This window comes from Pantoea sp. X-Soil-TKNS-1207, assembly GCF_059730485.1.
In genome coordinates this window covers 2,337,606-2,362,304 of the sequence record NZ_AP035958.1, presented here as the reverse complement: position 1 = coordinate 2,362,304, position 24,699 = coordinate 2,337,606, and the positions used below count along the sequence as shown (strand labels likewise).

The 24,699-nt window shown below is 54.3% G+C and carries 23 protein-coding genes; 15 read left to right on the top strand and 8 right to left on the bottom strand.

Features of this window, described 5'->3' with window-relative positions; genetic code table 11:
* Positions 1-136: 136 nt before the first annotated feature.
* A complete protein-coding gene (gene rluB / locus AC6I8V_RS11075) occupies positions 137-1,009 on the top strand; it encodes a 23S rRNA pseudouridine(2605) synthase RluB (RefSeq protein WP_497842315.1) in 873 nt (290 codons plus the stop codon).
* Between the two features lie 37 nt (positions 1,010-1,046).
* Here the strand turns inward: rluB and cobO are convergent, their stop codons facing one another.
* Both cobO and AC6I8V_RS11065 read right to left on the bottom strand, forming a co-directional pair.
* Positions 1,047-1,637 (bottom strand): cob(I)yrinic acid a,c-diamide adenosyltransferase, encoded by a 591-nt coding sequence (gene cobO / locus AC6I8V_RS11070; protein WP_497842314.1) that lies wholly within the window; start codon positions 1,635-1,637, stop codon positions 1,047-1,049.
* Entirely contained in the window at positions 1,634-2,398 is a 765-nt protein-coding gene (locus AC6I8V_RS11065; protein WP_497842313.1) for a YciK family oxidoreductase, read from the bottom strand. The genes cobO and AC6I8V_RS11065 overlap by 4 nt, the downstream gene beginning before the upstream one ends.
* Before the next feature lie 176 nt (positions 2,399-2,574).
* Between AC6I8V_RS11065 and sohB the strand changes: the two genes are divergently transcribed.
* A complete protein-coding gene (gene sohB, locus AC6I8V_RS11060; RefSeq protein ID WP_497842312.1) occupies positions 2,575-3,621 on the top strand; it encodes a protease SohB in 1,047 nt (348 codons plus the stop codon).
* 26 nt (positions 3,622-3,647) lie between these two features.
* On the opposite strand, the gene AC6I8V_RS11055 is transcribed toward sohB, so the two are convergent.
* The gene (locus AC6I8V_RS11055) at positions 3,648-3,896 is read right to left on the bottom strand and encodes a YciN family protein (protein WP_497842311.1); all 249 of its coding nucleotides are present in this window, start codon (positions 3,894-3,896) and stop codon (positions 3,648-3,650) included.
* A 370-nt stretch (positions 3,897-4,266) separates the two neighbouring features.
* Between AC6I8V_RS11055 and topA the strand changes: the two genes are divergently transcribed.
* The 5 genes from topA to acnA all read left to right on the top strand — a co-directional run bounded on the left by topA (position 4,267) and on the right by acnA (position 11,997).
* Positions 4,267-6,867 carry a type I DNA topoisomerase gene (gene topA / locus AC6I8V_RS11050; protein ID WP_497842310.1) on the top strand — a complete coding sequence of 867 codons (2,601 nt, stop codon included), beginning with the start codon at positions 4,267-4,269 and terminating at the stop codon, positions 6,865-6,867.
* 191 nt (positions 6,868-7,058) lie between these two features.
* Positions 7,059-8,033 carry an HTH-type transcriptional regulator CysB gene (cysB, locus tag AC6I8V_RS11045; protein ID WP_021183095.1) on the top strand — a complete coding sequence of 325 codons (975 nt, stop codon included), beginning with the start codon at positions 7,059-7,061 and terminating at the stop codon, positions 8,031-8,033.
* Between the two features lie 493 nt (positions 8,034-8,526).
* Positions 8,527-8,685, top strand: a complete 159-nt coding sequence (locus tag AC6I8V_RS11040) for a YmiA family putative membrane protein (RefSeq protein ID WP_013509244.1) — start codon at positions 8,527-8,529, stop codon at positions 8,683-8,685.
* Positions 8,686-8,688: 3 nt separating this feature from the next.
* Complete coding sequence (locus AC6I8V_RS11035; protein WP_497842309.1) at positions 8,689-8,868, top strand: YciX family protein; 180 nt, start codon at positions 8,689-8,691, stop codon at positions 8,866-8,868.
* Positions 8,869-9,315: 447 nt separating this feature from the next.
* Positions 9,316-11,997, top strand: a complete 2,682-nt coding sequence (gene acnA / locus AC6I8V_RS11030; RefSeq protein ID WP_497842308.1) for an aconitate hydratase AcnA — start codon at positions 9,316-9,318, stop codon at positions 11,995-11,997.
* A gap of 33 nt (positions 11,998-12,030) precedes the next feature.
* On the opposite strand, the gene ribA is transcribed toward acnA, so the two are convergent.
* A complete protein-coding gene (gene ribA / locus AC6I8V_RS11025) occupies positions 12,031-12,624 on the bottom strand; it encodes a GTP cyclohydrolase II (protein WP_497842307.1) in 594 nt (197 codons plus the stop codon).
* Between the two features lie 229 nt (positions 12,625-12,853).
* Here ribA and pgpB point away from each other — a divergent pair, with 229 nt between their 5' ends.
* From pgpB to yciH, 5 genes are all read left to right on the top strand, one after another.
* Positions 12,854-13,618: a phosphatidylglycerophosphatase B gene (pgpB, locus tag AC6I8V_RS11020; RefSeq protein ID WP_497842306.1), complete on the top strand. Its 765-nt coding sequence runs from the start codon at positions 12,854-12,856 to the stop codon at positions 13,616-13,618.
* 127 nt (positions 13,619-13,745) lie between these two features.
* The gene (locus AC6I8V_RS11015; protein WP_497842305.1) at positions 13,746-14,051 is read left to right on the top strand and encodes a LapA family protein; all 306 of its coding nucleotides are present in this window, start codon (positions 13,746-13,748) and stop codon (positions 14,049-14,051) included.
* Between the two features lie 6 nt (positions 14,052-14,057).
* Positions 14,058-15,227, top strand: coding sequence for a lipopolysaccharide assembly protein LapB (gene lapB, locus AC6I8V_RS11010; RefSeq protein ID WP_497842304.1), 1,170 nt, complete (start codon positions 14,058-14,060; stop codon positions 15,225-15,227).
* A 203-nt stretch (positions 15,228-15,430) separates the two neighbouring features.
* A complete protein-coding gene (gene pyrF, locus AC6I8V_RS11005; protein WP_497842303.1) occupies positions 15,431-16,138 on the top strand; it encodes an orotidine-5'-phosphate decarboxylase in 708 nt (235 codons plus the stop codon).
* Positions 16,138-16,461 (top strand): stress response translation initiation inhibitor YciH, encoded by a 324-nt coding sequence (gene yciH, locus AC6I8V_RS11000; RefSeq protein ID WP_497842302.1) that lies wholly within the window; start codon positions 16,138-16,140, stop codon positions 16,459-16,461. The genes pyrF and yciH overlap by 1 nt, the downstream gene beginning before the upstream one ends.
* A gap of 76 nt (positions 16,462-16,537) precedes the next feature.
* On the opposite strand, the gene osmB is transcribed toward yciH, so the two are convergent.
* Complete coding sequence (gene osmB, locus AC6I8V_RS10995; RefSeq protein WP_497842301.1) at positions 16,538-16,753, bottom strand: osmotically-inducible lipoprotein OsmB; 216 nt, start codon at positions 16,751-16,753, stop codon at positions 16,538-16,540.
* Between the two features lie 350 nt (positions 16,754-17,103).
* On the opposite strand from osmB, the gene araD reads away from it, so the two are divergent.
* The 3 genes from araD (at position 17,104) to AC6I8V_RS10980 (ending at position 20,018) form a co-directional block, all read left to right on the top strand.
* Positions 17,104-17,802 (top strand): L-ribulose-5-phosphate 4-epimerase, encoded by a 699-nt coding sequence (araD, locus tag AC6I8V_RS10990; RefSeq protein ID WP_497842300.1) that lies wholly within the window; start codon positions 17,104-17,106, stop codon positions 17,800-17,802.
* Positions 17,803-18,027: 225 nt separating this feature from the next.
* Positions 18,028-19,011: a 2-keto-3-deoxygluconate transporter gene (gene kdgT, locus AC6I8V_RS10985; RefSeq protein WP_497842299.1), complete on the top strand. Its 984-nt coding sequence runs from the start codon at positions 18,028-18,030 to the stop codon at positions 19,009-19,011.
* Positions 19,012-19,151: 140 nt separating this feature from the next.
* The gene (locus AC6I8V_RS10980; protein ID WP_208715207.1) at positions 19,152-20,018 is read left to right on the top strand and encodes a crotonase/enoyl-CoA hydratase family protein; all 867 of its coding nucleotides are present in this window, start codon (positions 19,152-19,154) and stop codon (positions 20,016-20,018) included.
* A 15-nt stretch (positions 20,019-20,033) separates the two neighbouring features.
* On the opposite strand, the gene pdeR is transcribed toward AC6I8V_RS10980, so the two are convergent.
* The 3 genes from pdeR to AC6I8V_RS10965 all read right to left on the bottom strand — a co-directional run bounded on the left by pdeR (position 20,034) and on the right by AC6I8V_RS10965 (position 24,531).
* A complete protein-coding gene (gene pdeR, locus AC6I8V_RS10975; protein ID WP_497842298.1) occupies positions 20,034-22,019 on the bottom strand; it encodes a cyclic di-GMP phosphodiesterase in 1,986 nt (661 codons plus the stop codon).
* Positions 22,020-22,175: 156 nt separating this feature from the next.
* Complete coding sequence (locus tag AC6I8V_RS10970; RefSeq protein WP_497842297.1) at positions 22,176-22,472, bottom strand: YbdD/YjiX family protein; 297 nt, start codon at positions 22,470-22,472, stop codon at positions 22,176-22,178.
* Positions 22,465-24,531 (bottom strand): carbon starvation CstA family protein, encoded by a 2,067-nt coding sequence (locus tag AC6I8V_RS10965; RefSeq protein WP_497842296.1) that lies wholly within the window; start codon positions 24,529-24,531, stop codon positions 22,465-22,467. Before AC6I8V_RS10965 ends, AC6I8V_RS10970 begins: the two co-directional genes overlap by 8 nt.
* Positions 24,532-24,699: the final 168 nt, after the last annotated feature.

The window sequence follows — 24,699 nt, the reverse complement described above, 5'->3', positions numbered from 1 at the left end:
TTAGTGTAAAATCGCGGGCCGCCTGACGACCTGACATAATGTCGCGGGCATTACAGATTCTGATACGGGAACTGGTAATCCCTGTGTCCGCACCTTCTTACCACGACGCCTGGGAAGGCGACAACGAGGCAGCTCAATGAGCGAGAAATTACAGAAAGTATTAGCGCGCGCCGGTCATGGTTCGCGTCGTGAAATCGAAACCATGATTTCAGCCGGACGCGTCAGCGTTGATGGCAAACTGGCGACGCTGGGCGATCGCATCGAAAATGATAAATCCCTGAAGATCCGCATCGATGGCCATCTGGTTTCTATCGCCGAATCCGCCGCAGAAGTGTGCCGGGTGCTGGCTTATTATAAACCAGAAGGCGAACTTTGTACCCGTAACGATCCGGAAGGGCGTCCGACGGTGTTTGATCGTCTGCCGCGCCTGCGTGGTTCACGCTGGATCGCTGTCGGTCGTCTGGACGTCAACACCTGCGGTCTGATGCTGTTCACCACCGATGGTGAACTGGCTAACCGTCTGATGCACCCGAGCCGTGAAGTTGAACGTGAATACGCGGTGCGTGTATTCGGTGAAGTGGGTGATGACAAAATTCGTCAGCTGAGCAAAGGCGTGCAGCTGGAAGATGGCCCGGCAGCATTCAAAACCCTGCGTTTTGCGGGCGGTGAAGGTATCAACCAATGGTACAACGTCACCCTGACCGAAGGGCGTAACCGTGAGGTGCGTCGTTTATGGGAAGCGGTGGGCGTGCAGGTGAGTCGTCTGATGCGCGTGCGCTACGGTGATATCCAACTGCCAAAAGGTCTGCCGCGTGGTGGCTGGATGGAGATGGAGTTACCGGCGGTCAACTATCTGCGCACCCTGGTCGGGATGCCGGAAGAGACAGTGACCAAAGTGGCGGTAGAGAAAGATCGTCGCCGCACCAAAGCGAACCAGATCCGTCGCGCAGTGAAGCGCCACAGCCAGGTGAGCAACTCGCCGCGTCGCAGCAGCAAACGCGGTTCCTGAACCAAAAACTGACGCCGCTTAGCGGCGTCAGTCATTTTTACCAGTCGATACCCTGCTGGGCCTGAATCCCGGCGTCAAAGGCATGTTTTACCGGACGCATCTCGGTGACGGTATCCGCCAGCTCCATTAATGTACGATGACAGCCGCGGCCGGTGATAATCACACTCTGTCCCGTCGGGCGCTGCGTCAGCGCGGTAACCAGCTCCGCCAGATCGAGATAATCCATACTCACCATGTAGGTGATTTCATCGAGGATCACCAGATCCAGCTGCTCATCCGCCAGCATACGCTTTGCGTGTTGCCACACCTGCTGGCAGGCCTCGGTGTCGGTTGTACGGTTCTGCGTTTCCCAGGTAAAACCGGTGGCCATCACCTGAAACTCAACCCCGTGCTGCTCCAGCAGATTGCGTTCGCCGTTCGGCCATTCACCTTTAATAAACTGGATGGCAGCCACTTTTTTGCCGTGGCCGCAGGCGCGTAAGGCCGTGCCGAACGCGGCCGTGGTTTTGCCTTTGCCGTTGCCGGTGAAGACCATAACAATGCCACGGGTTTCGCTGGCCGCGGCGATACGGGCGTCCACCTGTTCTTTCAGGCGCTGCTGGCGTTGCTGATGACGTTGATCGTTCATGCGCTGGCCGGTCCGGGTTTACGGCCTGGCTGAGCATCAAAGCTGATACCGGTTTTGCGGCGGCTGTCATCGCCCATTAAATAAAGGTAGAGCGGCATTAAATCTGCCGGGGTTTTCAGCAAACGGGCATCCTCCTCCGGGAAAGCGCTGGCACGCATTTTGGTGCGCGTACCGCCCGGATTAATGCAGTTCACCCGCAGATGTCGGTTTTTATACTCATCGGCCAGAACCTGCATCATGCCTTCGGTGGCGAATTTGGACACCGCATACGCGCCCCAGCCCGCGCGGCCGGTACGACCCACGCTTGAGGTGGTGAAAATCAGCGAACCCGCATCAGATTTCAGCAGCAGCGGCAGCAGCGCCTGAGTGAGATAAAAGGTGGCATCGAGGTTAATCTGCATCACCTGCCGCCAGATGTCGGGATCCAGTTCGGCCAGCGGCACGATTTCGCCCAGAATACCGGCGTTATGCAGCACGCCGTCGAGACGCGGCACCTGCTGCGCCAGCTGTTCCGCCAGTTGCTGGCAACTTTCGGGTGTCGCGTCAGAAAAATCCATCAGCAGATATGACGCCGGTTGCTTGTTGAGCTGAGCGATCGCCTGCTGCGTACGTTGCAGCGTCTCGGGATTACGTCCCAGCAGGATCACCTGCGCGCCATAGCGCGCATAGGTCAACGCGGCTTCGCGGCCAATCCCGTCAGAAGCGCCGGTCACCAGGATAATACGATTTTCAAGCAGATCGCTTTTCGGTTGATAATGCACAGCGATATCCTTTGCACAGGTCAGTAGGTTTTTGGGCTTTATGCCTCAATTTGGCGTCGGGTGCAATCGCTCAACCGCGCATTCTGTGCCGCCTGCGGGCAATTCAGGCGACGAATGACGGTAAAGCGGGTAAACTCAGCCTTTGTCTGTAATTCACTGTTTAATAAGGCGGCAGAATGGATTTACTCTCCAGCTATGGATTATTTCTGGCCAAGGCCGTCACCGTCGTGGTGACGATCGCAGCTATTGTTCTGATTGTGCTCAATGCGGCGCTGCGCAAACGTCACAGCGGCGGTCAGCTGCGCTTAACCCATCTGGATGAAGACTACCGCCAGATGAAAGAAGATTTGCAGCTGGCGAAGATGAAGCCGCAGGTGCAAAAAGTATGGCTGAAGCAGCATAAAAAAGAAGAGAAGCTGAAAGCGAAAACGGCCAAACGTAATGCCAAAGCGGGCATCAGCGAAACGGAAAAGCCGACGCTCTACGTGCTGGAGTTTAAAGGCAGCATGGACGCCGGTGAAGTCAGTTCGCTGCGTGAAGAGATTTCTGCGGTGCTGGCGGTGGCGACGCCGGGTGATGAGGTGCTGCTGAAGCTGGAAAGTCCGGGCGGGGTGGTGCATGGCTATGGTCTGGCGGCGTCTCAGCTGCAACGCCTGCGCGATGCCGGTCTGACGCTGACTGCGGCGGTTGACAAGGTGGCAGCCAGCGGCGGCTACATGATGGCGTGCGTCGCCGATCGTATCGTGGCGGCACCGTTCTCCATTATCGGTTCCATTGGCGTCGTGGCACAAATCCCCAACTTTAATCGTCTGCTGAAGCGCAACGATATTGATGTGGAGCTGCACACCGCCGGGCAGTACAAACGTACTCTGACGCTGTTTGGTGAGAATACCGACGAAGGGCGCGAAAAGTTTCAGGAAGACCTCAACGAAACCCATCAGCTGTTTAAAGACTTTGTTCAGCAGATGCGCCCGACGCTGGATCTGGAGAAGGTGGCAACCGGTGAACACTGGTACGGACGCCAGGCGCTGGATCTTGGCCTGGTCGATGAAATCGGCACCAGCGATGCGCTGATTATCAGGCAGATGGATCGCTTTAGCGTGCTCGGCGTGCACTACGCGCGTAAACGCAAAATGATCGACCGGATGACGCACAGCGCCAGCCTGGCGGCGGAGCGGGTGATTCTGAAAATGTGGCAACGCGGCAACAAGCCGCTGCTGTAAACCCACCCGGCTCCGGCCGGGTTTTTTTATTCCAGGTGATAGTGAGAGGAAAGGGCGACGGCCAGGTATTTGAACACATTAAACACCGCGGTGGTTTTAGCGCCCGGCAATCCCTGCTCATCAAGAAAGTACGGGCCACGAAACACCAGCACATCACCTTGCTGGATGACGTCATTCGCTTCCATACCGGCAAAATAATCATCGTGTTCTTTGATGAGTTGATTAGCTTTTTCCAGTAACGCCTGGCGTGAAATGGATTCCGTAAATGCTGACATTATTCACTCCTTTTTTGACAGTCTCTTTTCTCCTTCTATATTACTTGCCAGTTAGCGCGTGGTGCAAATCAGCGTCGCGAGGCAAAGCTGGCGCAAAATTAAACAGAATGCTAATTAAGTTGCGTAACGGATTTTATCAGGTAGAGTGTGGGCGATTCAGTTTTCAGGGAGATCACACCAGGATGTGTGATAGTGTCAGACGGAAAACTCGCTCCTAATCATAAAGTTGTATAAGTCGATTCATTCTGACCTGAGATTGCCCTTGCTGCCTTGAAAAGTGAAAACCTGGCAGCAATATTGAACCCACTGGGTTTCAGGGCCTCCAATCCTCTCCCGTTTATCAGGACGTTTCAATTAGGTAAAGGTACATATGGGTAAATCACTCGTAATCGTTGAGTCCCCGGCAAAGGCCAAAACAATCAATAAATACCTCGGTAATGACTACGTGGTGAAATCCAGCGTCGGTCATATCCGTGATTTGCCGACCAGTGGTTCAACTGCCCGTAAGAGTACCGACGGGGAAAAGGCGAAACCCGCCGCCAAAAAGGTGAAGAAGGACGAAAAAGCCGCGCTGGTAAACCGTATGGGCGTGGATCCCTGGCATGGCTGGCAGGCGGATTATCAGATCCTGCCGGGTAAAGAAAAGGTTGTTTCTGAACTGAAAAGCCTTGCTGCCGACGCTGACCACATCTATCTCGCAACCGACCTTGATCGCGAAGGAGAAGCCATTGCCTGGCATCTGCGCGAAGTGATCGGTGGCGACGATACGCGTTTTAGCCGCGTGGTGTTTAACGAAATCACCAAGAATGCGATTCGTCAGGCGTTTGACAAGCCGGGCGAACTGAATATCGAACGTGTTAATGCCCAGCAGGCGCGCCGTTTTATGGACCGCGTGGTGGGTTATATGGTTTCTCCGCTGCTGTGGAAAAAAATCGCCCGTGGTCTGTCGGCTGGCCGTGTGCAGTCGGTGGCGTTACGTCTGGTGGTTGAGCGCGAGCGCGAAATCAAAGCCTTCGTCCCGGAAGAGTACTGGGAACTGGATGCTGACCTCGTTACGCCGAAAGGCGCTGCGCTGGCGATGCAGGTGACGCATCAGGGCGATAAAGCCTTCCGTCCGGTTAACCGCGAGCAGACCCATGCGGCGCTGGCGTTGTTGCAGAAAGCGCGTTATGACGTCCTGGATCGCGAAGATAAACCGACCAGCAGCAAGCCATCTGCACCTTTTATTACCTCGACTTTGCAGCAGGCTGCGAGCACCCGACTCGGTTTCGGTGTGAAGAAAACCATGATGATGGCGCAACGTCTCTACGAAGCGGGCCACATTACCTATATGCGTACTGACTCCACCAACCTGAGTCAGGATGCTATCGCCATGGCGCGCGGCTATATCGAGACAAGTTTTGGTGCGAAATATCTGCCGGATGCGCCAAATACCTATGCCAGCAAAGATAATTCGCAGGAAGCGCACGAAGCGATTCGTCCTTCAGACGTGGCGGTGGCCGCAGAACAGCTGAAGGATATGGAAGCGGATGCGCAGAAACTGTATCAGCTGATTTGGCGTCAGTTTGTTGCCTGTCAGATGGTCCCGGCGCAGTACGACTCCACCACGCTGACCGTTGGCGCGGCAGACTTCAAACTGAAAGCCAAAGGCCGCACGCTGCGTTTTGATGGCTGGACCCGCGTCATGCCTGCGCTGCGTAAAAATGACGAAGATCTGACCCTGCCGCCGGTAAATGTCGGCGATGTGCTGGATCTCAAAGAGCTGCTGCCAAGCCAGCACTTCACCAAGCCGCCAGCGCGTTTCAGCGAAGCCTCGCTGGTGCGCGAACTGGAAAAACGCGGCATTGGTCGTCCGTCTACCTATGCTTCCATCATCTCCACCATTCAGGATCGTGGTTATGTGCGGGTGGAAAACCGCCGTTTCTACGCCGAGAAGATGGGTGAAATCGTGACCGATCGCCTGGAAGAAAACTTCCGTGAGCTGATGAACTACGATTTTACCGCGCATATGGAAGACAGCCTCGACCAGGTGGCGAACAATCAGGCCGAGTGGAAAGGCGTGCTGGATTCATTCTTCAGCGATTTCAGCCAGCAGCTGGACCAGGCGGAAAAAGAGCCGGAAGAGGGCGGGATGCAGCCGAACCAGATGGTGCTGACGTCGATCGATTGTCCGACCTGTGGCCGCAAGATGGGGATTCGTACCGCCAGCACCGGCGTGTTCCTTGGTTGTTCCGGTTATGCGCTGCCGCCGAAAGAGCGTTGCAAGCAAACCATCAACCTGATCCCGGAAAATGAGGTGCTGAACATACTGGAAGGTGACGATGCGGAAACCAACGCATTGCGCGCCCGCCACCGTTGTAAAAAGTGCGGCACGGCCATGGACAGTTATCTGATTGATAACCAGCGCAAGCTGCACGTCTGTGGTAACAACCCGGAATGTGACGGTTACGAGATCGAGCAGGGCGAGTTCCGTATCAAAGGTTATGACGGTCCGATCGTCGAGTGCGAAAAATGTGGTTCTGAGATGCACCTGAAAATGGGGCGTTTCGGTAAGTACATGGCCTGCACCAACGATGACTGTAAAAATACCCGCAAGATCCTGCGTAACGGTGAAGTGGCGCCGCCGAAGGAAGATCCGGTTCCGCTGCCTGAACTGGCGTGTGAGAAATCGGATGCCTATTTCGTGCTGCGTGACGGTGCCGCGGGCGTGTTCCTCGCCGCCAATACCTTCCCGAAATCACGAGAAACGCGTGCGCCGCTGGTGGAAGAGTTGCAGCGTTTTGCCGATCGTCTGCCTGAAAAACTGAAATACCTGGCAGAAGCGCCGGCAGTCGATCCGGAAGGCAACAAGACTATGGTGCGTTTCAGTCGTAAGACTAAACAACAATATGTTGCCTCCGAAAAAGAGGGCAAAGCGACCGGCTGGTCCGCCTTCTATATCGATGGCAGCTGGCAGGTAGCGAAGAAGTAATCCCCCGAAGGCCAGCGTCCGCTGGCCTTTTCAGCATCCTTATAGCTAATCGTTCTACATTCTTTCTTTAACTGATATAGTGGTTATAGATTTTTACGTTTCGCTGACACGCATTCCCTGAAAACCCTCACTCAAAGCGGAAACACGCTCGCTGGGATTGCTACTCTGTCGCCTACCGGGAAGCTATAACTATGAAATTGCAGCAGTTGCGTTACATCGTTGAAGTGGTCAATCATAACCTCAATGTCTCTTCGACCGCGGAAGGCTTATACACTTCGCAGCCGGGTATCAGTAAACAAGTCAGAATGCTGGAAGATGAACTGGGCGTGCAGATTTTTGCGCGCAGTGGAAAACATCTGACCCAGGTGACCCCGGCCGGTGAGGAGATCATCCGCATTGCCCGCGAAGTATTATCCAAAGTGGATGCGATTAAGTCGGTCGCGGGTGAACACACCTGGCCGGATAAAGGCTCGCTTTATGTTGCCACCACCCATACTCAGGCACGCTACGCGCTGCCCGGCGTGATTAAAGGCTTTATCGAACGCTATCCGCGCGTCTCTCTGCATATGCATCAGGGTTCGCCGACGCAGATTGCGGAAGCCGTCTCCAAAGGCAATGCTGACTTTGCTATCGCCACCGAAGCGCTGCATCTTTACGACGATCTGATTATGCTGCCGTGTTATCACTGGAACCGCGCGATTGTGGTCACGCCAGATCATCCGCTGGCGGGCAAAGCGCAGGTGACGATTGAGGAGCTGGCGGAGTTCCCGCTGGTGACTTACACCTTTGGTTTTACCGGCCGTTCAGAACTGGATACCGCGTTTAACCGGGCCGGTTTAACGCCACGCATTGTCTTTACTGCCACCGATGCCGACGTTATTAAGACCTATGTTCGATTAGGATTAGGCGTGGGTGTGATTGCCAGCATGGCGGTAGACCCGGTTTCCGATCCGGATTTGGTGAGAATTGAAGCTTCAGAAATCTTTACGAATAGCACCACCAAAATTGGATTCAGACGTAGCACCTTCCTGCGCAGCTATATGTATGATTTCATTCAGCGTTTCGCCCCTCATCTGACCCGTGATGTGGTGGATACGGCGGTGGCATTACGCTCCAATGAAGACATCGAAGCCATGTTCCGCGATATCAAATTACCTTTTAAATAATTCCCTAAGTCATTATTTTGCCAAGGTGTCCAGTGGGCACCTTCTGTTTTTCTCCCTCCTTAGCGCCAGTGGTAGCTCAACAAATTTCATTATTTTTATGTAAATGAAACATCGGTCACATGTTTTTTCATTGTTAGTTCTTAAATGCGAATCAGTACACATTTTTTACGTTGCCGCTTTGCGGACTGCCAGGAATATTCCCATACTCCAGTTAAGAGCTGATGGGGAAGGGCTTTTTATCAGGCCCGGTAATTAAAACTTGAATTTAGAATGGATCTAAATTCGATTTAACCCAAATTTACAATGTAACTATTAAATTAATAGTTTGATTGGTTATTAAATTTATCTCATCAGTTTTTTGGGTTTTGATAAATAGCATTAATCGTTGTGCTCAATAAAAATAACTGGATTTTTGGACTTAACAAGTTTAGGATTCGTCCTAAATCTTAATCGATGTCATCAATCGTTTTATTGAGAGTGATTATCAAAAACTATGGCTACGAGATTAACTGTACAACCGGACTTCCGGGCTAAAAGCACCAAGGTTGAGCGTTCAGGTAACATCCGTCGCAAGGCCTGGTTAACTGTCTTCGCTGCATCAGCGCTGTTCTGGGTAGTGGTGGCATTAATGATTTGGCGTATGTGGGGTTAAACCATGTGGGCAAATACACTCAGTCGAAAATACCCGGTTTCTGCGCGTCAGCCGAACACGCCTGCGTGTAAAGGTAAAGACGTCGTAACGCCAGAACAAAATGTGACGATTCCTGCGTCATGGGAACTGAGTGAAAAACAGCGTCACTTTATTGAATCATTCATGGATCCGAAGTCAAAATAACGCAGTCTGCGTTCTGTTCTTTAAATACAGAAGAATAGTCCCTCATTTTACCGGGTTATCCGGTGGGCAATTTTAAAGCCCTTCCTTTAACACTCAGCATATAAAAACGGTGTCATCAGCGCAGGCTGAAGATAGTAGCTTTTTTTGCCCGGAATCCGGGAGGGAGTGACTCTATGAATGCAACGACAACAATGTCCTGGTTCAGCGTATATGCCTTTTCATTTGCTTTTTGGGCGGCTGCCGTGTGGATGATGATGTAATTCAATAACTCAAATTATTTGGTTTTTTAAATGCCCTGACCTTATGTCAGGGCATTTTTGTTTGTATTCCAGCGTTACGCCAATGTGTCAATTCGTGTTGTTATCAAAACGTTAACGAAAATGTGGTCTATCTTTAAGCTAAACCTTGTGGTTACTGAGGTTAAGAGAGTCAATTAAAGGAGGAGCTATGTCGTTAACGTTGCGCGAGCAGAGTCAGGAGACGCTGAAAGTTGGTAAGAACACCTATCAATATTACAGCTTGCTAAAAGCGTCCCATCCGTTAGGCAATATCGATCGCCTGCCCAAGTCCATGAAAGTCCTGCTTGAAAACCTGCTGCGCTGGCAGGATGAGGATTCCGTCACGGCTGAAGATATTCAGGCACTGGTGGCGTGGCAAAAAGATGCCCATGCCGACCGTGAGATTGCCTATCGTCCGGCGCGCGTGCTGATGCAGGATTTTACCGGGGTACCGGCGGTCGTCGATCTGGCGGCAATGCGTGAAGCGGTAAAACGTCTTGGCGGTGATGTGGCGAAGGTGAATCCTCTTTCTCCGGTCGACCTCGTTATCGACCACTCCGTCACGGTGGATCATTTCGGCGATGATGACGCATTTGAAGAAAACGTGCGGCTGGAAATGGAACGCAACCACGAGCGCTACGTGTTCCTGCGCTGGGGCCAGAAAGCCTTTAACCGTTTTCGTGTGGTGCCACCGGGCACCGGTATCTGTCATCAGGTCAATCTTGAGTATCTCGGCAAAGCCATCTGGCATGAAAACCTGGATGGCAAAGAAGTGGCTTACCCTGACACGCTGGTCGGCACCGATTCCCACACCACCATGATTAACGCGCTTGGCGTACTGGGCTGGGGCGTTGGGGGTATCGAAGCGGAAGCGGCGATGTTAGGCCAACCGGTTTCCATGCTGATCCCCGACGTGGTGGGCTTTAAGCTGACCGGCAAACTGCGTCCCGGCATCACCGCCACCGACCTGGTATTAACCGTCACGCAGATGCTGCGTAAACACGGGGTGGTGGGTAAATTCGTTGAGTTTTACGGTGACGGCCTGGCTGATTTGCCGCTGGCTGACCGTGCCACCATTGCCAATATGGCGCCGGAATATGGTGCGACCTGCGGCTTTTTCCCCATCGATGAAATCACCCTCAACTACATGACGCTGACCGGACGCGAAAGCGAGCAGGTGCAGCTGGTGGAAGCCTATGCCAAAGCGCAGGGCATGTGGCGTAACCCCGGTGATGAACCCGTATTCACCAGCACCCTGGCGCTGGATATGAACGAAGTGGAATCCAGCCTTGCTGGCCCTAAACGTCCGCAGGATCGCGTCTCGTTAGGTGACGTTCCCGCCGCGTTTGCCGCCAGTAACGAACTGGAAATCAACCAGGCGCAGAAAGCGCATAAAAGCGTCAGCTATCGCGATAGCGAAACCGGCGACAGTTATCAGCTCGATGATGGCGCAGTGGTGATTTCAGCCATTACCTCCTGTACCAACACCTCGAATCCCAGCGTATTGATGGCAGCGGGGCTGCTGGCGAAAAAAGCGGTTGAGAAGGGGCTGATGCGCAAGCCATGGGTAAAAGCCTCTCTGGCGCCGGGTTCCAAAGTGGTTTCCGATTACCTGGCGGTGGCGCGACTGACACCTTATCTGGATGAACTGGGTTTTAATCTGGTGGGCTATGGCTGTACCACCTGCATCGGTAACTCCGGGCCACTGCCAGATAGCATCGAAAGCGCCATCAAAGAGGGGGATCTGACGGTCGGTGCGGTGCTATCGGGGAACCGTAACTTTGAGGGGCGTATCCATCCACTGGTGAAAACCAACTGGCTGGCGTCGCCGCCGCTGGTGGTTGCTTACGCGCTGGCCGGTAATATGAAGATCAATCTGCAAACCGATCCGATCGGCCAGGATCAACGCGGTAACGATGTTTATCTCAAAGATATCTGGCCGTCGCCGGAAGAGATCGCCGAAGCGGTACAACAGGTCACCAGCGATATGTTCCACAAAGAGTATGCCGAAGTGTTTGATGGCACACCGGAGTGGCAGCAGATTAAGGTAAGTGAGGCCGCCACTTACGATTGGGATGAGGGTTCCACCTATATTCGTCTGTCGCCGTTCTTTGATGATATGGGCAAAATACCGGAGCCGGTGCAGGACATCAAAGGCGCGCGCATTCTGGCGATGCTCGGCGATTCAGTGACCACCGACCATATCTCACCGGCGGGCAGCATCAAAGCGGAAAGTCCGGCAGGGCGTTATCTGCTGGCGCATGGCGTGGAGCGCAATGACTTCAACTCCTACGGCTCACGTCGTGGTAATCATGAAGTGATGATGCGCGGAACCTTCGCCAATATCCGTATCCGCAATGAAATGGTGCCCGGCGTGGAAGGCGGTTACACCAAACACTTTCCCAGCAATGAACAGCTGGCAATCTACGATGCCGCGATGAAATATCAGGCAGAAGGGGTGCCGCTGGCTGTGATTGCCGGTAAAGAGTATGGCTCAGGTTCCAGCCGTGACTGGGCAGCAAAAGGACCGCGTCTGCAAGGGGTGCGCGTCGTGATCGCCGAATCGTTTGAGCGTATTCACCGCTCTAACCTGATCGGTATGGGCATTCTGCCGCTGGAGTTCCCGCAGGGCGTGACGCGTAAAACGCTGCAACTCACCGGCGAAGAGCATATTGACGTGGCGAATCTGTCGCAGCTGAAACCCGGCTGTACGGTACCGGTGACCCTGACCCGCGCGGATGGCCGTCGCGAGACGTTGCAGACGCGTTGTCGTATCGATACCGGTAATGAACTGACGTATTACCAGAACGATGGCATCCTGCATTACGTGATACGCAACATGCTGAACTAAAGAAAAAGCCGGGAGATTCCCGGCTTTCTTTTTTTACGACTTCGGCAACAGATGCCCCATTTTTTCGGCTTTGGTGTCGAGATAGTGGGCGTTCTTCGGATTGCGACCGACGATCAAAGGCACTCGCTCAACGATGTTGATACCGGCCTCGCTCAGGATTTCCACTTTACGCGGATTGTTGGTCAGCAAACGCACTTCATTGACGCCCAACAGTTTGAACATATCGGCGCACAGGGTGAAATCGCGCTCATCAGCGGCGAAACCCAGCTGATGGTTGGCTTCAACCGTGTCGTAACCTTTATCCTGCAACGCATAGGCGCGGATCTTGTTCAGCAGACCGATGTTACGGCCTTCCTGACGATGGTACAGCAACACGCCGCAACCTTCTTCGGCGATGGCGGTCAGCGCGGCTTCCAGCTGGAAGCCACAATCGCAACGCAGGCTGAACAGCGCGTCGCCGGTCAGACACTCGGAATGGACACGCGCCAGCACCGAATGGTGGCCGCTAATATCACCATAAACCAGCGCAACATGGTCGTGCCCGGTTGCCAGTTCTTCAAAACCAACCATCAGGAAATCTCCCCATGGTGTGGGCAGTTTGGCTTCTGCTACCCGTTTAAGCTGCATGTGACTCTCCAGAACCTTCAGAGGATGCGCTATCATCATGATAACGCACGGGCCAGTTTGGCCCGATAAAACTGACAATATTGTGCCACAACCTGTAGTCAGGCAGTTAATCCGTCAGAGTGATTGTAGTGATAAGGCACAATTATCCAAGCCGCAATGGTTATGTTATTCTTTTTTCAGCTAAAGTTATGCGTCAGAGCAAGTTTTGCGCGGACCTGAAGGAAAATGGATGTTAAAGATTGTACAACGCACATCGCTTGGGGCGTTTTTATTACTGATTATGCCGGTCGGTGTCTGGCTTTCTGGCTGGCAGTGGCAGCCGGGTGCCAATGGCGCGTTGTTAACCTTCCTGTTCTGGATGACCGAAACCGTTACCAGCCCCTGGGGAACGCTCACCAGCCTTATCCTTAGCGTCTGGGTCTTGTGGTGCCTGCGCTTCAGACTCAGGCCCGCGATCCTGCTGCTGATTATCATGAACGGTGCCATTCTGACCGGGCAGTACACCAAAACCTTTATCAAAGATCAGGTGCAGGAACCGCGTCCTTATGTAATGTGGCTGGCCAAAAACCACGGTATCACTGAAAGTCAGTTTTATCAGCTGAAGCCGAAACAGCGCGGCGAGAAGGTGGAGCAACTGCTGGCGGATGATAACGCCATCCCGCGCTGGTTAAAAAATCACTGGGCATTTGAAACCGGCTTTGCCTTTCCTTCCGGCCATACCATGTTCGCTGCCAGCTGGGCATTGCTGGTCATCGGATTGCTGTGGCCGCGTCGCCATACGCTGACCATCGTAGTGCTGTTTGTCTGGGCCTCGCTGGTGATGGGCAGCCGCCTGATGCTGGGGATGCACTGGCCGCGCGACCTGGTGATGGCAACCCTTATTGCCTGGCTGCTGGTGACGCTGGCCACATGGCTGGCGCAGCGTTTCTGCGGGCCTTTGACAGTACCACCGCCAGAGGCAAAAGAGATTGCGTCGCGTGACGACGGATTGTAATTTTTCCATTCAACCCCATATTATTGATTGTACTTGCGTAAAACAGGCAGTTTGATGTGGTGATAAGCAGCATCAGCGTCGCTTTTTTGGCATACTTCTATTGGATTACCTCACGACAGGATGCATTGTGAAATATTTGCTGATTTTTCTCGTGGTATTGGTCATTTTCATCATCTCCGTCACGCTCGGAGCACATAACGACCAAATCATCACTTTTAACTATCTGCTGGCGCAGGGCGAATTTCGTATTTCTACATTGCTGGCGGGCCTGTTTGGTGCCGGATTTTTGCTGGGATGGGCGATTTGTGGTCTCTTCTGGTTACGGTTACGGGTTTCGCTGGCACACGCACAACGCAAGCTGAAGCGTATGCAGGCGCAGAATGAACAATCGGCCACGGTGACAACGTCATCTTCTGCTGGCCGTCGGGATTAAGCTTCGATGCTTGAATTGCTGTTTCTGCTTCTTCCTGTGGCTGCGGCGTATGGCTGGTATATGGGCCGACGCAGTGCGCAACAGGATAAGCAACAGGAAGCCAATCGCCTGTCGCGTGAATACGTTGCGGGGGTTAACTTTCTGCTTTCCAATCAACAGGACAAGGCCGTTGATCTGTTCCTCGACATGTTAAAAGAGGACAGTGGTACGGTTGAAGCCCACCTGACGCTGGGTAACCTGTTTCGTTCGCGCGGAGAAGTTGACCGCGCCATCCGTATTCACCAGTCACTAATGGAAAGCGCTTCGCTCAGCTACGAACAACGGCTGCTGGCGGTGCAACAGCTTGGCCGTGATTATATGGCGGCTGGATTATATGACCGGGCAGAAGATATGTTCAGCCAGCTGGTGGATGAGACCGATTTCCGTATCGGCGCGCTGCAACAGTTGTTGTTGATCCACCAGGCCACCAGCGACTGGCAACAGGCGATTGAAGTGGCTGAAAAACTGGTGAAGCTGGGCAAAGACAAACAGATCGGCGAAATTGCCCATTTCTACTGCGAGCTGGCGTTGCTGGCGCTAAGCAGCGACGATCTCGATCGCGCCATGTCGTTGTTGAAAAAGGGTGAAGCGGCCGACCGGCAGAGTGCGCGAGTCTCCATCATGACCGGACGCATCCTGATGGAGCAGGGCGAATACGCCAAAGCGGCAGAACGTTTGCAGCGCGTGCTGGAGCAGGACAAAGAGCTGGTCAGTGAAACCCTGCCGATGCTGGAAACCTGTTACCAGCGTCTGAATCAGCCCGATAGCTGGGCACAATTCCTGCAACGTTGCGTGGACGAAAACACTGGCGCGGCGGCGGAACTCTATCTCGCCGATATCCTGGAACTGCAGCAAGGCCCGGAAGCGGCGCAGCTGTATATCAATCGTCAGCTGCAACGCCATCCGACCATGCGCGTTTTCCATCGACTGATGGATTTCCACCTGCACGAAGCAGAGGATGGGCGTGCCAAAGAGAGTCTGATGGTGCTGCGCGATATGGTGGGCGAGCAGATCCGCACCAAACCGCGCTATCGCTGCCAGAAATGTGGTTTCACCGCTCATGCGCTGTACTGGCACTGTCCTTCCTGCCGCGCCTGGTCTTCGGTTAAACCGATTCGCGGACTCGACGGCCAATAACGGCCGTTGCGTTCTTTAAAAAAAATCCGCCATATAGTTACAACATACTAAAGGCTGCGTCATCCTGACACCCCGGCATCGTGCAGCCATCAGTCAATCAGCCGGTTAATCGCCGGAGTTTGATTGTCGTCATCAGGCCACGCGGGTAGAATGCTTGCCGTTTGTCTAACGCGCCTGCGGGTGCCTGTAACTGAGGAAACGTTATGCCTGTTACCACTTCACCTATTCTGGTGGCACTCGACTATCATGATCTCGACAGCGCACTGCAATTTGTCGATCGCATCGACCCGAGCCAGTGCCGTCTGAAAGTGGGCAAAGAGATGTTCACGCTGTTCGGGCCATCACTGGTCAAAACGTTACAGGCGCGTGGCTTCGAAATCTTCCTCGACCTGAAATTTCACGATATCCCAAATACCACCGCCCATGCGGTAGCCGCTACGGCGGATCTGGGCGTGTGGATGGTGAACGTCCATGCCAGCGGCGGGGCGCGTATGATGAACGCCGCGCGTGAAGCGCTGGTGCCCTATGGTAAGGACGCACCTTTGCTGATTGCAGTGACGGTGCTCACCAGCATGGATGAAGAGGACCTCAAAGGTCTGGGCATCACGCTGTCACCTGCCGCGCAGGCAGAACGTCTGGCGCGCCTGACGCGTGATTGCGGCCTGCATGGCGTGGTCTGTTCCGCCCAGGAAGCCGCGCATTTCAAACAGGTTATCGGCCAGGATTTTGCGCTGGTCACGCCGGGAATCCGTCCGGCGGGCAGCGACGCTGGCGACCAGCGTCGTATCATGACGCCGCAGCAGGCGCAGCAGGCCGGTGTTGATTATATGGTGATCGGGCGTCCGATCACCCAATCCGCCGACCCGGCCGCCACCCTGCAACAAATTCTGCACAGCTTACAGGAGGGCTAATGGCTCAGGACAACCCGCTGGTTTATTCCACTGAAACCGGGCGCATTACGCAAACTGAAGAGAAAGCCCCGCGTCCTAAAGGCGATGGCATTGTGCGTATCCAGCGCCAGACCAGTGGCCGCAAAGGCAAAGGCGTCTGCCTGATCACCGGCGTCGATCTTGATGATGAAGCGCTGGCAAAACTGGCTGCCGAACTAAAGAAAAAATGCGGTTGCGGTGGGGCAGTTAAAGACGGTGTGATTGAGATTCAGGGCGACAAGCGCGACCTGATCAAATCATTGCTGGAAGCCAAAGGCATGAAAGTGAAGCTGGCTGGCGGCTGAATAAGAATGGGCCACTCAATGAGTGGCCCGTTGAAGTAGATGCGCTGCGTAAGCCTGATTTTTTTATAATGGCGGTTTAGTGGACCTGATGGCCGATAATGCCACCGACTGCGGCGCCACCAATGGTACCTAATGCACTGCCGTTAGTCAGAACGGAACCACCAATCGCGCCAGCACCCGCACCAATCGCGGTATTACGGTCACGTTTGGACCAGCTGGAACAACCGCTGAGGGCGATTACTAATGTGGTAGCCAGCACTGCAGCAGTCAGACGTTTCATTGTTGTTGTCATTCACTTCTCCTTGATTGTTCGCACAGAGGCAACCCTATAAGTATAGGTGTTACGCCCTGAAGTTGTTTCACCCCGTTATGTCATTACGGTTCTCTTCCCTGAGCCTGCAATCCGCAGCCCGCAAGCAATAACAGCGTGTCAGCCATGCCGCAAGGCGGCTAAATCGGTCCGCGGTTGGCTGGAGACAAGTCTAATCTTTACGGAATTTTTCCGAAGATGGAAAATTCTTAATTCGCGCCACATTTTTACGTCATCAGCCACTTTCCGCTGCTTTTACAGCCATTCCCTCCATAACGTTTTTGCCGCAGGCTTTGCACAATTTCTCCATCACATCTTGCAGGAGAAAAAACATGCTGGAAGCGTTGAAACAGCAGGTGCTGGAAGCCAATCTGGATCTGCCACGCTATAACCTGGTGACCTTTACCTGGGGCAATGTCAGTGCCATCGATCGCGAACGCGGTCTGCTGGTCATCAAACCCTCAGGGGTGAAATACGCTAACATGCAGCGCGACGACATGGTGGTGGTGGAGCTGGAGAGCGGTAACGTGGTGGAGGGCAAAATGCGGCCGTCATCGGATACCGCAACGCACCGCGCCTTATACCTTGCCTGGCCGGGGATTGGCGGCATTGTGCATACCCATTCACGCCATGCCACCATTTGGGCGCAGGCGGGCAGGGATATCCCGGCCTGGGGCACCACCCACGCGGACGATTTCTACGGCACCGTTCCCTGCACCCGAGCCATGCATCGCGAAGAGATTGAACAGGAGTACGAGTGGAATACCGGGCAGGTGATCATCGAAACTTTCGCTGAGCGCGCCATATCCCCTTCAGCCATCCCGGCAGCGCTGGTCAATTCTCATGGTCCCTTTGCATGGGGAAAAGATGCTGAGGCCGCGGTACACAGCGCCGTAGTGCTGGAGGAGGTGGCTTATATGGCGCTGCACACCGAACAGCTACGTCAGGAGTTGCCTCCCATCTCACAAACCCTGCTTGACCTGCATTACCTGCGCAAGCATGGCAAAAATGCCTGGTATGGGCAGAACTGATTCACCTCGCTAAAGGCGCCAGACGGCGCCTTTTTTCATGCCTGAATGTAACTGGTATGGCGACCATGATCAAAAAACAAAACCATTAATCAATAAAAATAAAACAACGTTTCATAAATACATTTGCGATCACTTTTTTCCCTGCGCCTGGTCGTTATCGTGCCTGCCATGCCAATCGGCAACATGAAAAACCCCTTCCTCAGGCTCAGTACAGGTGATAACCCTATGCATATCAAACGTGCGATCGATAAAATCCCTGGCGGCATGATGTTGATTCCGCTGTTTCTTGGCGCGCTATGCCACACCTTCTCCCCTGGCGCGGGAAAATATTTCGGCTCCTTCACCAACGGATTGATGAGCGGCACCGTACCGATCCTCGCGGTGTGGTTCTTCTGCATGGGGGCATCGATCAAACTCAGCGCCACCGGTACCGTGCTGCGCAAATCCGGCACTCTGGTGCTGACAAAAATCGCGGTCGCCTGGATTGTTGCGGCGATTGCTTCGCGCGTGATGCCGGAAAATGGCGTCGAGGTTGGCATGTTTGCCGGTCTCTCCACGCTGGCGTTAGTGGCAGCGATGGATATGACCAATGGCGGCCTGTATGCCTCGATCATGCAGCAATATGGTGCCAAAGAAGAGGCCGGCGCCTTCGTGTTGATGTCACTGGAATCAGGGCCACTGATGACTATGGTGATTTTGGGCACCGCCGGGATTGCCTCATTCGAACCCCATGTGTTTGTGGGCGCGGTGCTGCCGTTTCTGGTGGGTTTCGCTCTCGGCAATCTCGATCCTGAGCTGCGCGACTTTTTCGGCAAAGCGGTGCATACCCTGATTCCGTTCTTCGCCTTTGCGTTGGGTAACACCATCGATTTAGCCGTGATCGCGCAGACCGGCTTGCTGGGCGTGCTGCTGGGCGTGGCGGTGATTATCATCACCGGTATCCCGCTAATTCTGGCAGATCGCCTGATTGGCGGTGGCGATGGTACGGCAGGGATTGCGGCTTCCAGCACCGCTGGCGCAGCCGTAGCGACGCCGGTATTAATTGCTGAAATGCTGCCGCAGTTTAAACCGGTCGCACCCGCTGCCACCGCGCTGGTCGCCACTTCGGTGATTGTGACTTCAGTATTGGTGCCGATTATTACGGCGGTTTATTCACGACGCGTTAAGCGTTCTCATGTTGCTGTAGGGCAGCGCGCAGCCATCAAGTAACCCTGCTAATCTTTCCCCGGCCCCTGCGTCGGGGAAATCTCTGGATTTTACTTTATAAATCAATCTCTCATTTGGTCTGGCCTCACTCTGGATTACGCTGATGTTGCGTTTAACGCATCACATAACTAGAGGATGAGACTATGACAGTTATTAACCAACCTACATGTAGATTGTTCACCGAAGTCGGACAAACCACGCAGCTGGCTGCTTATTATGAGGAAGGCCGTCACACCATGTGGATGATGTTGCGGGCGCAGCCGCGTCCCAGCTTCAACCACGAATTGATCGAGGAAATCATGAACCTGAGCTATGCCGCGCAGCGTTCTGGTCTGCCGATTGATTTTTGGGTGACGGGTTCGTTAGTGCCACAGATGTTCAACGCGGGAGGCGATTTGCGTTTCTTTGTCGAATGCATTCGCAATAACCGTCGTGAAGCACTGCGCGCCTATGCCCGTGCCTGTGTGGACTGCATCCATTCGGCAGCCAAGGGATTTGATACCGGTGCGGTAACGCTGGCCATGATTGAGGGCAGTGCGCTCGGTGGCGGTTTTGAAGCCGCGCTGGCGCATCATTTCATTCTGGCGCAAAACAGCGCCCGTCTGGGGTTCCCGGAAATTGCCTTCAACCTGTTCCCCGGTATGGGAGGTTACTCGCTGGTGGCGCGTCGCGCCGGTATGAAGCTGGCCGAGGAGTTAATTTGCGAAGGGGAGTCACACAGCGCGGAATGGTATGAAACCCGCGGTCTGGTGGACAAAGTGTTCCAGCCGGGCGATAGCTATCGCGCCACGCGCACCTTCATCGACACCTTACGGCCAAAACTCAATGGCGTACGGGCGATGCTGAAAGCGCGCCAGCGCGTGTTGCAACTCTCAAGGGCAGAACTGATGGATATAACCGAGGACTGGGTAGACTATGCCTTTACGTTGGAACCGAAAGATATTGCGTACATGGAACGTCTGGTACAGCTGCAAAACCGTCATAGCGCGTCCCTGCGCAAAGCCGGATAATAACGCAGACCAGCGTTAAACGCGGGCAGGATGCTTAGCCAGCCAATGCCCGAGCTGGTCCGCGGGCATTGGTTTTGCGTAATAATAACCCTGACGCCCATCGACGCCGTTGGTCATAACAAATTTTTCTTCGGCTTTGGTTTCAATACCCTCGGCAATCACCTGCAACTCCAGGGCTTTGGCCACCGCTACAATGGCACGCACCAGCGACTGCGCAACTGGTTGCTTATTGATATTACGAATAAAACTCTGGTCAAGTTTGATCGCGTTGATCGGGACGCGCGCCAGCTGAGACAACGACGAATAGCCCGTACCGAAATCGTCGAGATGCACCTGCGCCCCCAGCTCCTGAAACTGCTTCATCAGCTTCAGCGCATCGGCTTCGTTCTCGATCAGGCAGCTTTCGGTCAGTTCGATATCAATCGGACAATCCGTCAGCCCGCTTTCAGTCAGCGCCTGTTTCAGGTCGCTGTAGATACTTTGATCAATCAGTTGTTTGGCGGAAACATTGACGGCCACCCGCAGCCAGATCCCTTCACTACGCCAGGCAACAATCTGTTGCAGCACGTTAAGCATGACCCAGCGGCCAAGCGGCACAATCAGGCCAGACTCCTCGGCGTAAGAGATAAAATCCCCAGGCGGCACCAGACCGCGTTCCGGCGAGTTCCAGCGCACCAGCGCTTCGGCCGTGCGTACTTCACCATCCCGATCGATTTTCGGCTGGTAATACACCACCAGATGCTCCTGTTCCAGCGCCTTGCGCAGGTTAGTATCTAGCCACAGGTATTCAAATACCCGTTGGTTCATCTCACTGGCAAACACGCAGAATTTACCGCGGCCATTCTCTTTGGCGTGATACATGGCGGTATCGGCGTTGCGGATCAGGCTCTCGCGATCGTCGCCGTGCAGCGGGGCGAGGGCGATGCCGATCGAACAACCGCTATAGACCTCAATCAGACCGATACGGAACGGCTGGCGCAGCCGCTCAAGAATACGTGAAGCCATCGCTTCCAGCGCCGCCTGGCTGGTGTTTTCCGCCAGCACCACGAATTCGTCGCCGCCGAGACGCGCGAGGGTTTGATCTTTGCCGAGGCAGCTGAGGATCGCCAGTGACACCGCCTGCAACAGCTGATCGCCGAACATATGGCCGTAGGCGTCGTTGACCTTCTTAAAATTGTCCAGATCGAGGTAAACCACGCCGGTTTGACTGCCATTCGCCAGTTCCAGTGCCAGACTAATCTGCTGATGAATGGCGTTGCGGTTAGGTAATCCGGTCACCGTATCGGTATTGGCAAGCACGCGCAGACGTTCCTGGGCGCGTCGCTCCTCGGTTATATCCGTTCCTGAACAGATGAGGAAAATTTCATTTTTTCCGCTGCCGCTGTGCACGAACTTATTACGAAACAGAAACAGTCGCTGGCCTTTTTTGGTTTTGACCCAGCGTTCCACTTCATAAGAATTGCCGTCGCGGAAGAAACCGGCGATGTTGCGACGTGATGCCTGGGCTTCCTGCTTGGTCATAAACAGCTGAAACACATTGCGGCCAATCACTTCCTGTTCTTTCAGACCGGTGTATTCTTCGCTTAAGCGATTGAAACGTTGGATGTTTCCGCGCTGATCAAGGATGACGATCACCGAGTTGGCCTCGGAAACCACCTGCTCGGCAAAGGAGAGACCCAGGGTCAGATCGCGGGCTACCGACGATGTATCGCCCCAGGCTGAAGCGGTGCCCGCCCAGGTGGACTGGTTCACTTTACGACCGACAAAATGCATCGGTAATGGCGTCCCATGGAGCGATAACGTCAGGTTTATACTGGAAGTTATGACTGTCATGGCGCGTAACAGACTCGCCTGCGCGGGGGTTAGCGGAACCGCCAGGTTAGTATGCGCGTTTTCATCTTCGGCAAAATGCAACGCATCGCTGTCCGAAGTCAGGCGCCAATGAGGGCTGGTCGTGCCAAACAAGGTGTACAGCAACGTTTGCCCTTGTTCATCGGTCATTGAAACTTCCTCCGGGGGAATGCGCAGCAGGCGGTATCTCATTATTTTAGCAACAGTATTCATCCTCTTGCATAAGCACAAGATGCAATCCAAATATATTTTTGTTTGCAGATTAGAATGGCACGAAAAAGCCCCAAAATTTGGGGCTTCACAGGATTAACAGGGGCACTTGCCTAATTTTCCGCCCTGGCTGGGGAAACGGGCATCGAGGCAGTAACGGTGAAATTCTCTTTCAGTCATTGGCGCTCGATCGGGGTGATGCAGGCGCATATGCTGTAAATAATTTTGATAATCATGCACGCCGACCATCAAACGGAAACTTTGCTGCAAACCGCGCCACAGCATCTGCCAGCGGGTGCGCGGCGGGTCAACCACCACGCCGCCGAGCGGCAGGCAGTGGCGAATCTGCCACTCTCCGGTCGGTTTTCTGTAATGCAGAATGGCATCAGACATTGCGCACCTCCTTACGTAGCGATATCTCCGACTCATGCACCGTCGGTATCTCACTGCGCAGCGCCCGGCGGATAACGAAGAACGCCGCAATTAACATGGTGACCGCCACCAGCATAAAGAAACCGCAGAGGGCGGCGTTTATCTGGTTGCTAAACACGATGGTCTGCATATCGGCGACGGTTTTGGCGGGCGCGATAATCACCCCGTCATCCAGCCCTTTACGGAACTTGTTTGCCTGAGCGAGGAAGCCGATAGACGGTTTCTCGTGGAAAATCTTTTGCCAGCCCGCCGTCATTGAGGTGATAAACAGCCACGCGGTGGGCAGAATCGTCACCCAGGCATAGCGCTGCTTCTTCATCTTAAACAGCACCACGGTGCCGAGGATTAGCGCCATTGAGGCCAGCATCTGATTACCGATACCGAACAGCGGCCACAGGGTATTAATGCCCCCGAGCGGATCGACCACCCCCTGATAAACAAAGAAACCCCAGCCCGCTACCGCCACGGTGGTGCCTGCCATATTGCCGATCCACGAGCGGTTATTAGCCAGCGACGGCACCACGGTGCCGACCAGATCCTGCACCATAAAACGACAGGCGCGGGTGCCGGCGTCCACCGCCGTCAGGATAAACAACGCTTCAAACAAAATGGCGAAGTGATACCAGAACGCCATCATGACGCGGCTGTTAAACACCTCGGTAATGATATGCGCCATGCCAACCGCGAAGGTTGGCGCGCCCCCGGCGCGTGACAGAATGGTATTTTCCCCCACGTCTCTGGCGATGCCGGTCAGCATTTCCGGTGTCAACACAAAGCCCCAGCCATTAATCACCTGCGAGGCACTTTCTACCGTGGTGCCGATTAACGCCGCCGGGGCGTTCATGGCGAAGTAGACGCCGGGATCGAGCACCGAAGCACAAATCAGCGCCATAATGGCGACAAACGACTCCATCAGCATCGCGCCATAGCCGATAAAGCGGATATGGCTTTCGCGTTCAATCAGTTTCGGCGTGGTGCCGCTGGCCACCAGCGCATGGAAGCCGGAGATGGCGCCGCAGGCAATAGTGATAAACAGGAACGGGAACAGCGCACCGGAGAACACCGGGCCGCTGCCATCAATAAATTTGGTCACTGCCGGCATTTTCAGTTCCGGCATGGCAAACAAAATGCCGATGGCGAGGCCGATAATCACGCCAATTTTCAGGAAGGTGGAGAGGTAATCACGCGGCGCCAGCAGCAGCCACACCGGCAGCGAGGAGGCGACAAAGCCGTAGATGACCAGCACCCAGGTCAGCTCGGTGCCTTTCAGGGTAAAGAACGGCCCCCAGAAGGGGTGTTGGGCGATATCGCCGCCGAAAATAATTGCCGCCATCATCAGCACAAAACCGATAATCGACACTTCGGCGATTTTGCCCGGCCGCAGGAAGCGCATATATACGCCCATAAACAGCGCAATCGGGATGGTCGCGGCGATGGTAAACAAACCCCAGGGGCTGTTGGCCAGCGCTTTCACCACCACCAGCGCCAGCGCAGAGAGGATGATGATCATCACGCCCAGCGCACCCAGCATGGTGATCACCCCGGCAAACGATCCCAGTTCCTGTCGTGCCATTTCGCCCAGCGAGCGGCCGTCACGGCGCGTTGAGATAAACAACACCAGAAAGTCCTGCACCGCCCCGGCCAGCATCACGCCAATCAGAATCCACAGGGTGCCGGGCAGAAACCCCATTTGGGCGGCAAGGATTGGGCCGACCAGCGGGCCTGCACCGGCGATGGCGGCAAAGTGGTGGCCGAACAGTACCCATTTATTGGTGGGCACATAATCCAGACCATCGTTAAAACGCTCCGCCGGGGTGCGGCGACGATCGTCCAGCTCGAAAATGCGCTCGGCGATAAACAGGCTGTAGAAGCGATAAGCGATGCTGTAGCAGGCCACCGCGGCGATCACCAGCCAGACGGCATTGACGTGCTCGCCGCGATTGAGCGCCAGCATGGCAAACGACGCAGCACCGATTAACGCCACGGCTAACCAGATCAGTCTGGTTTTGACGTTGTTCATGAGTTAACTCCTTGTAGGGACCGGAAAAAAATAAACGATCGAATACAACAAGTTAAAAATAATGTAATGGAATGTTAGCGACAGCTAAACAATGAAGAAGTGTGAAGCGGGGAACAAATTTAACAGTGGCTTAGCATTATGGGGAGAAATACGGGATAACAGCACGCG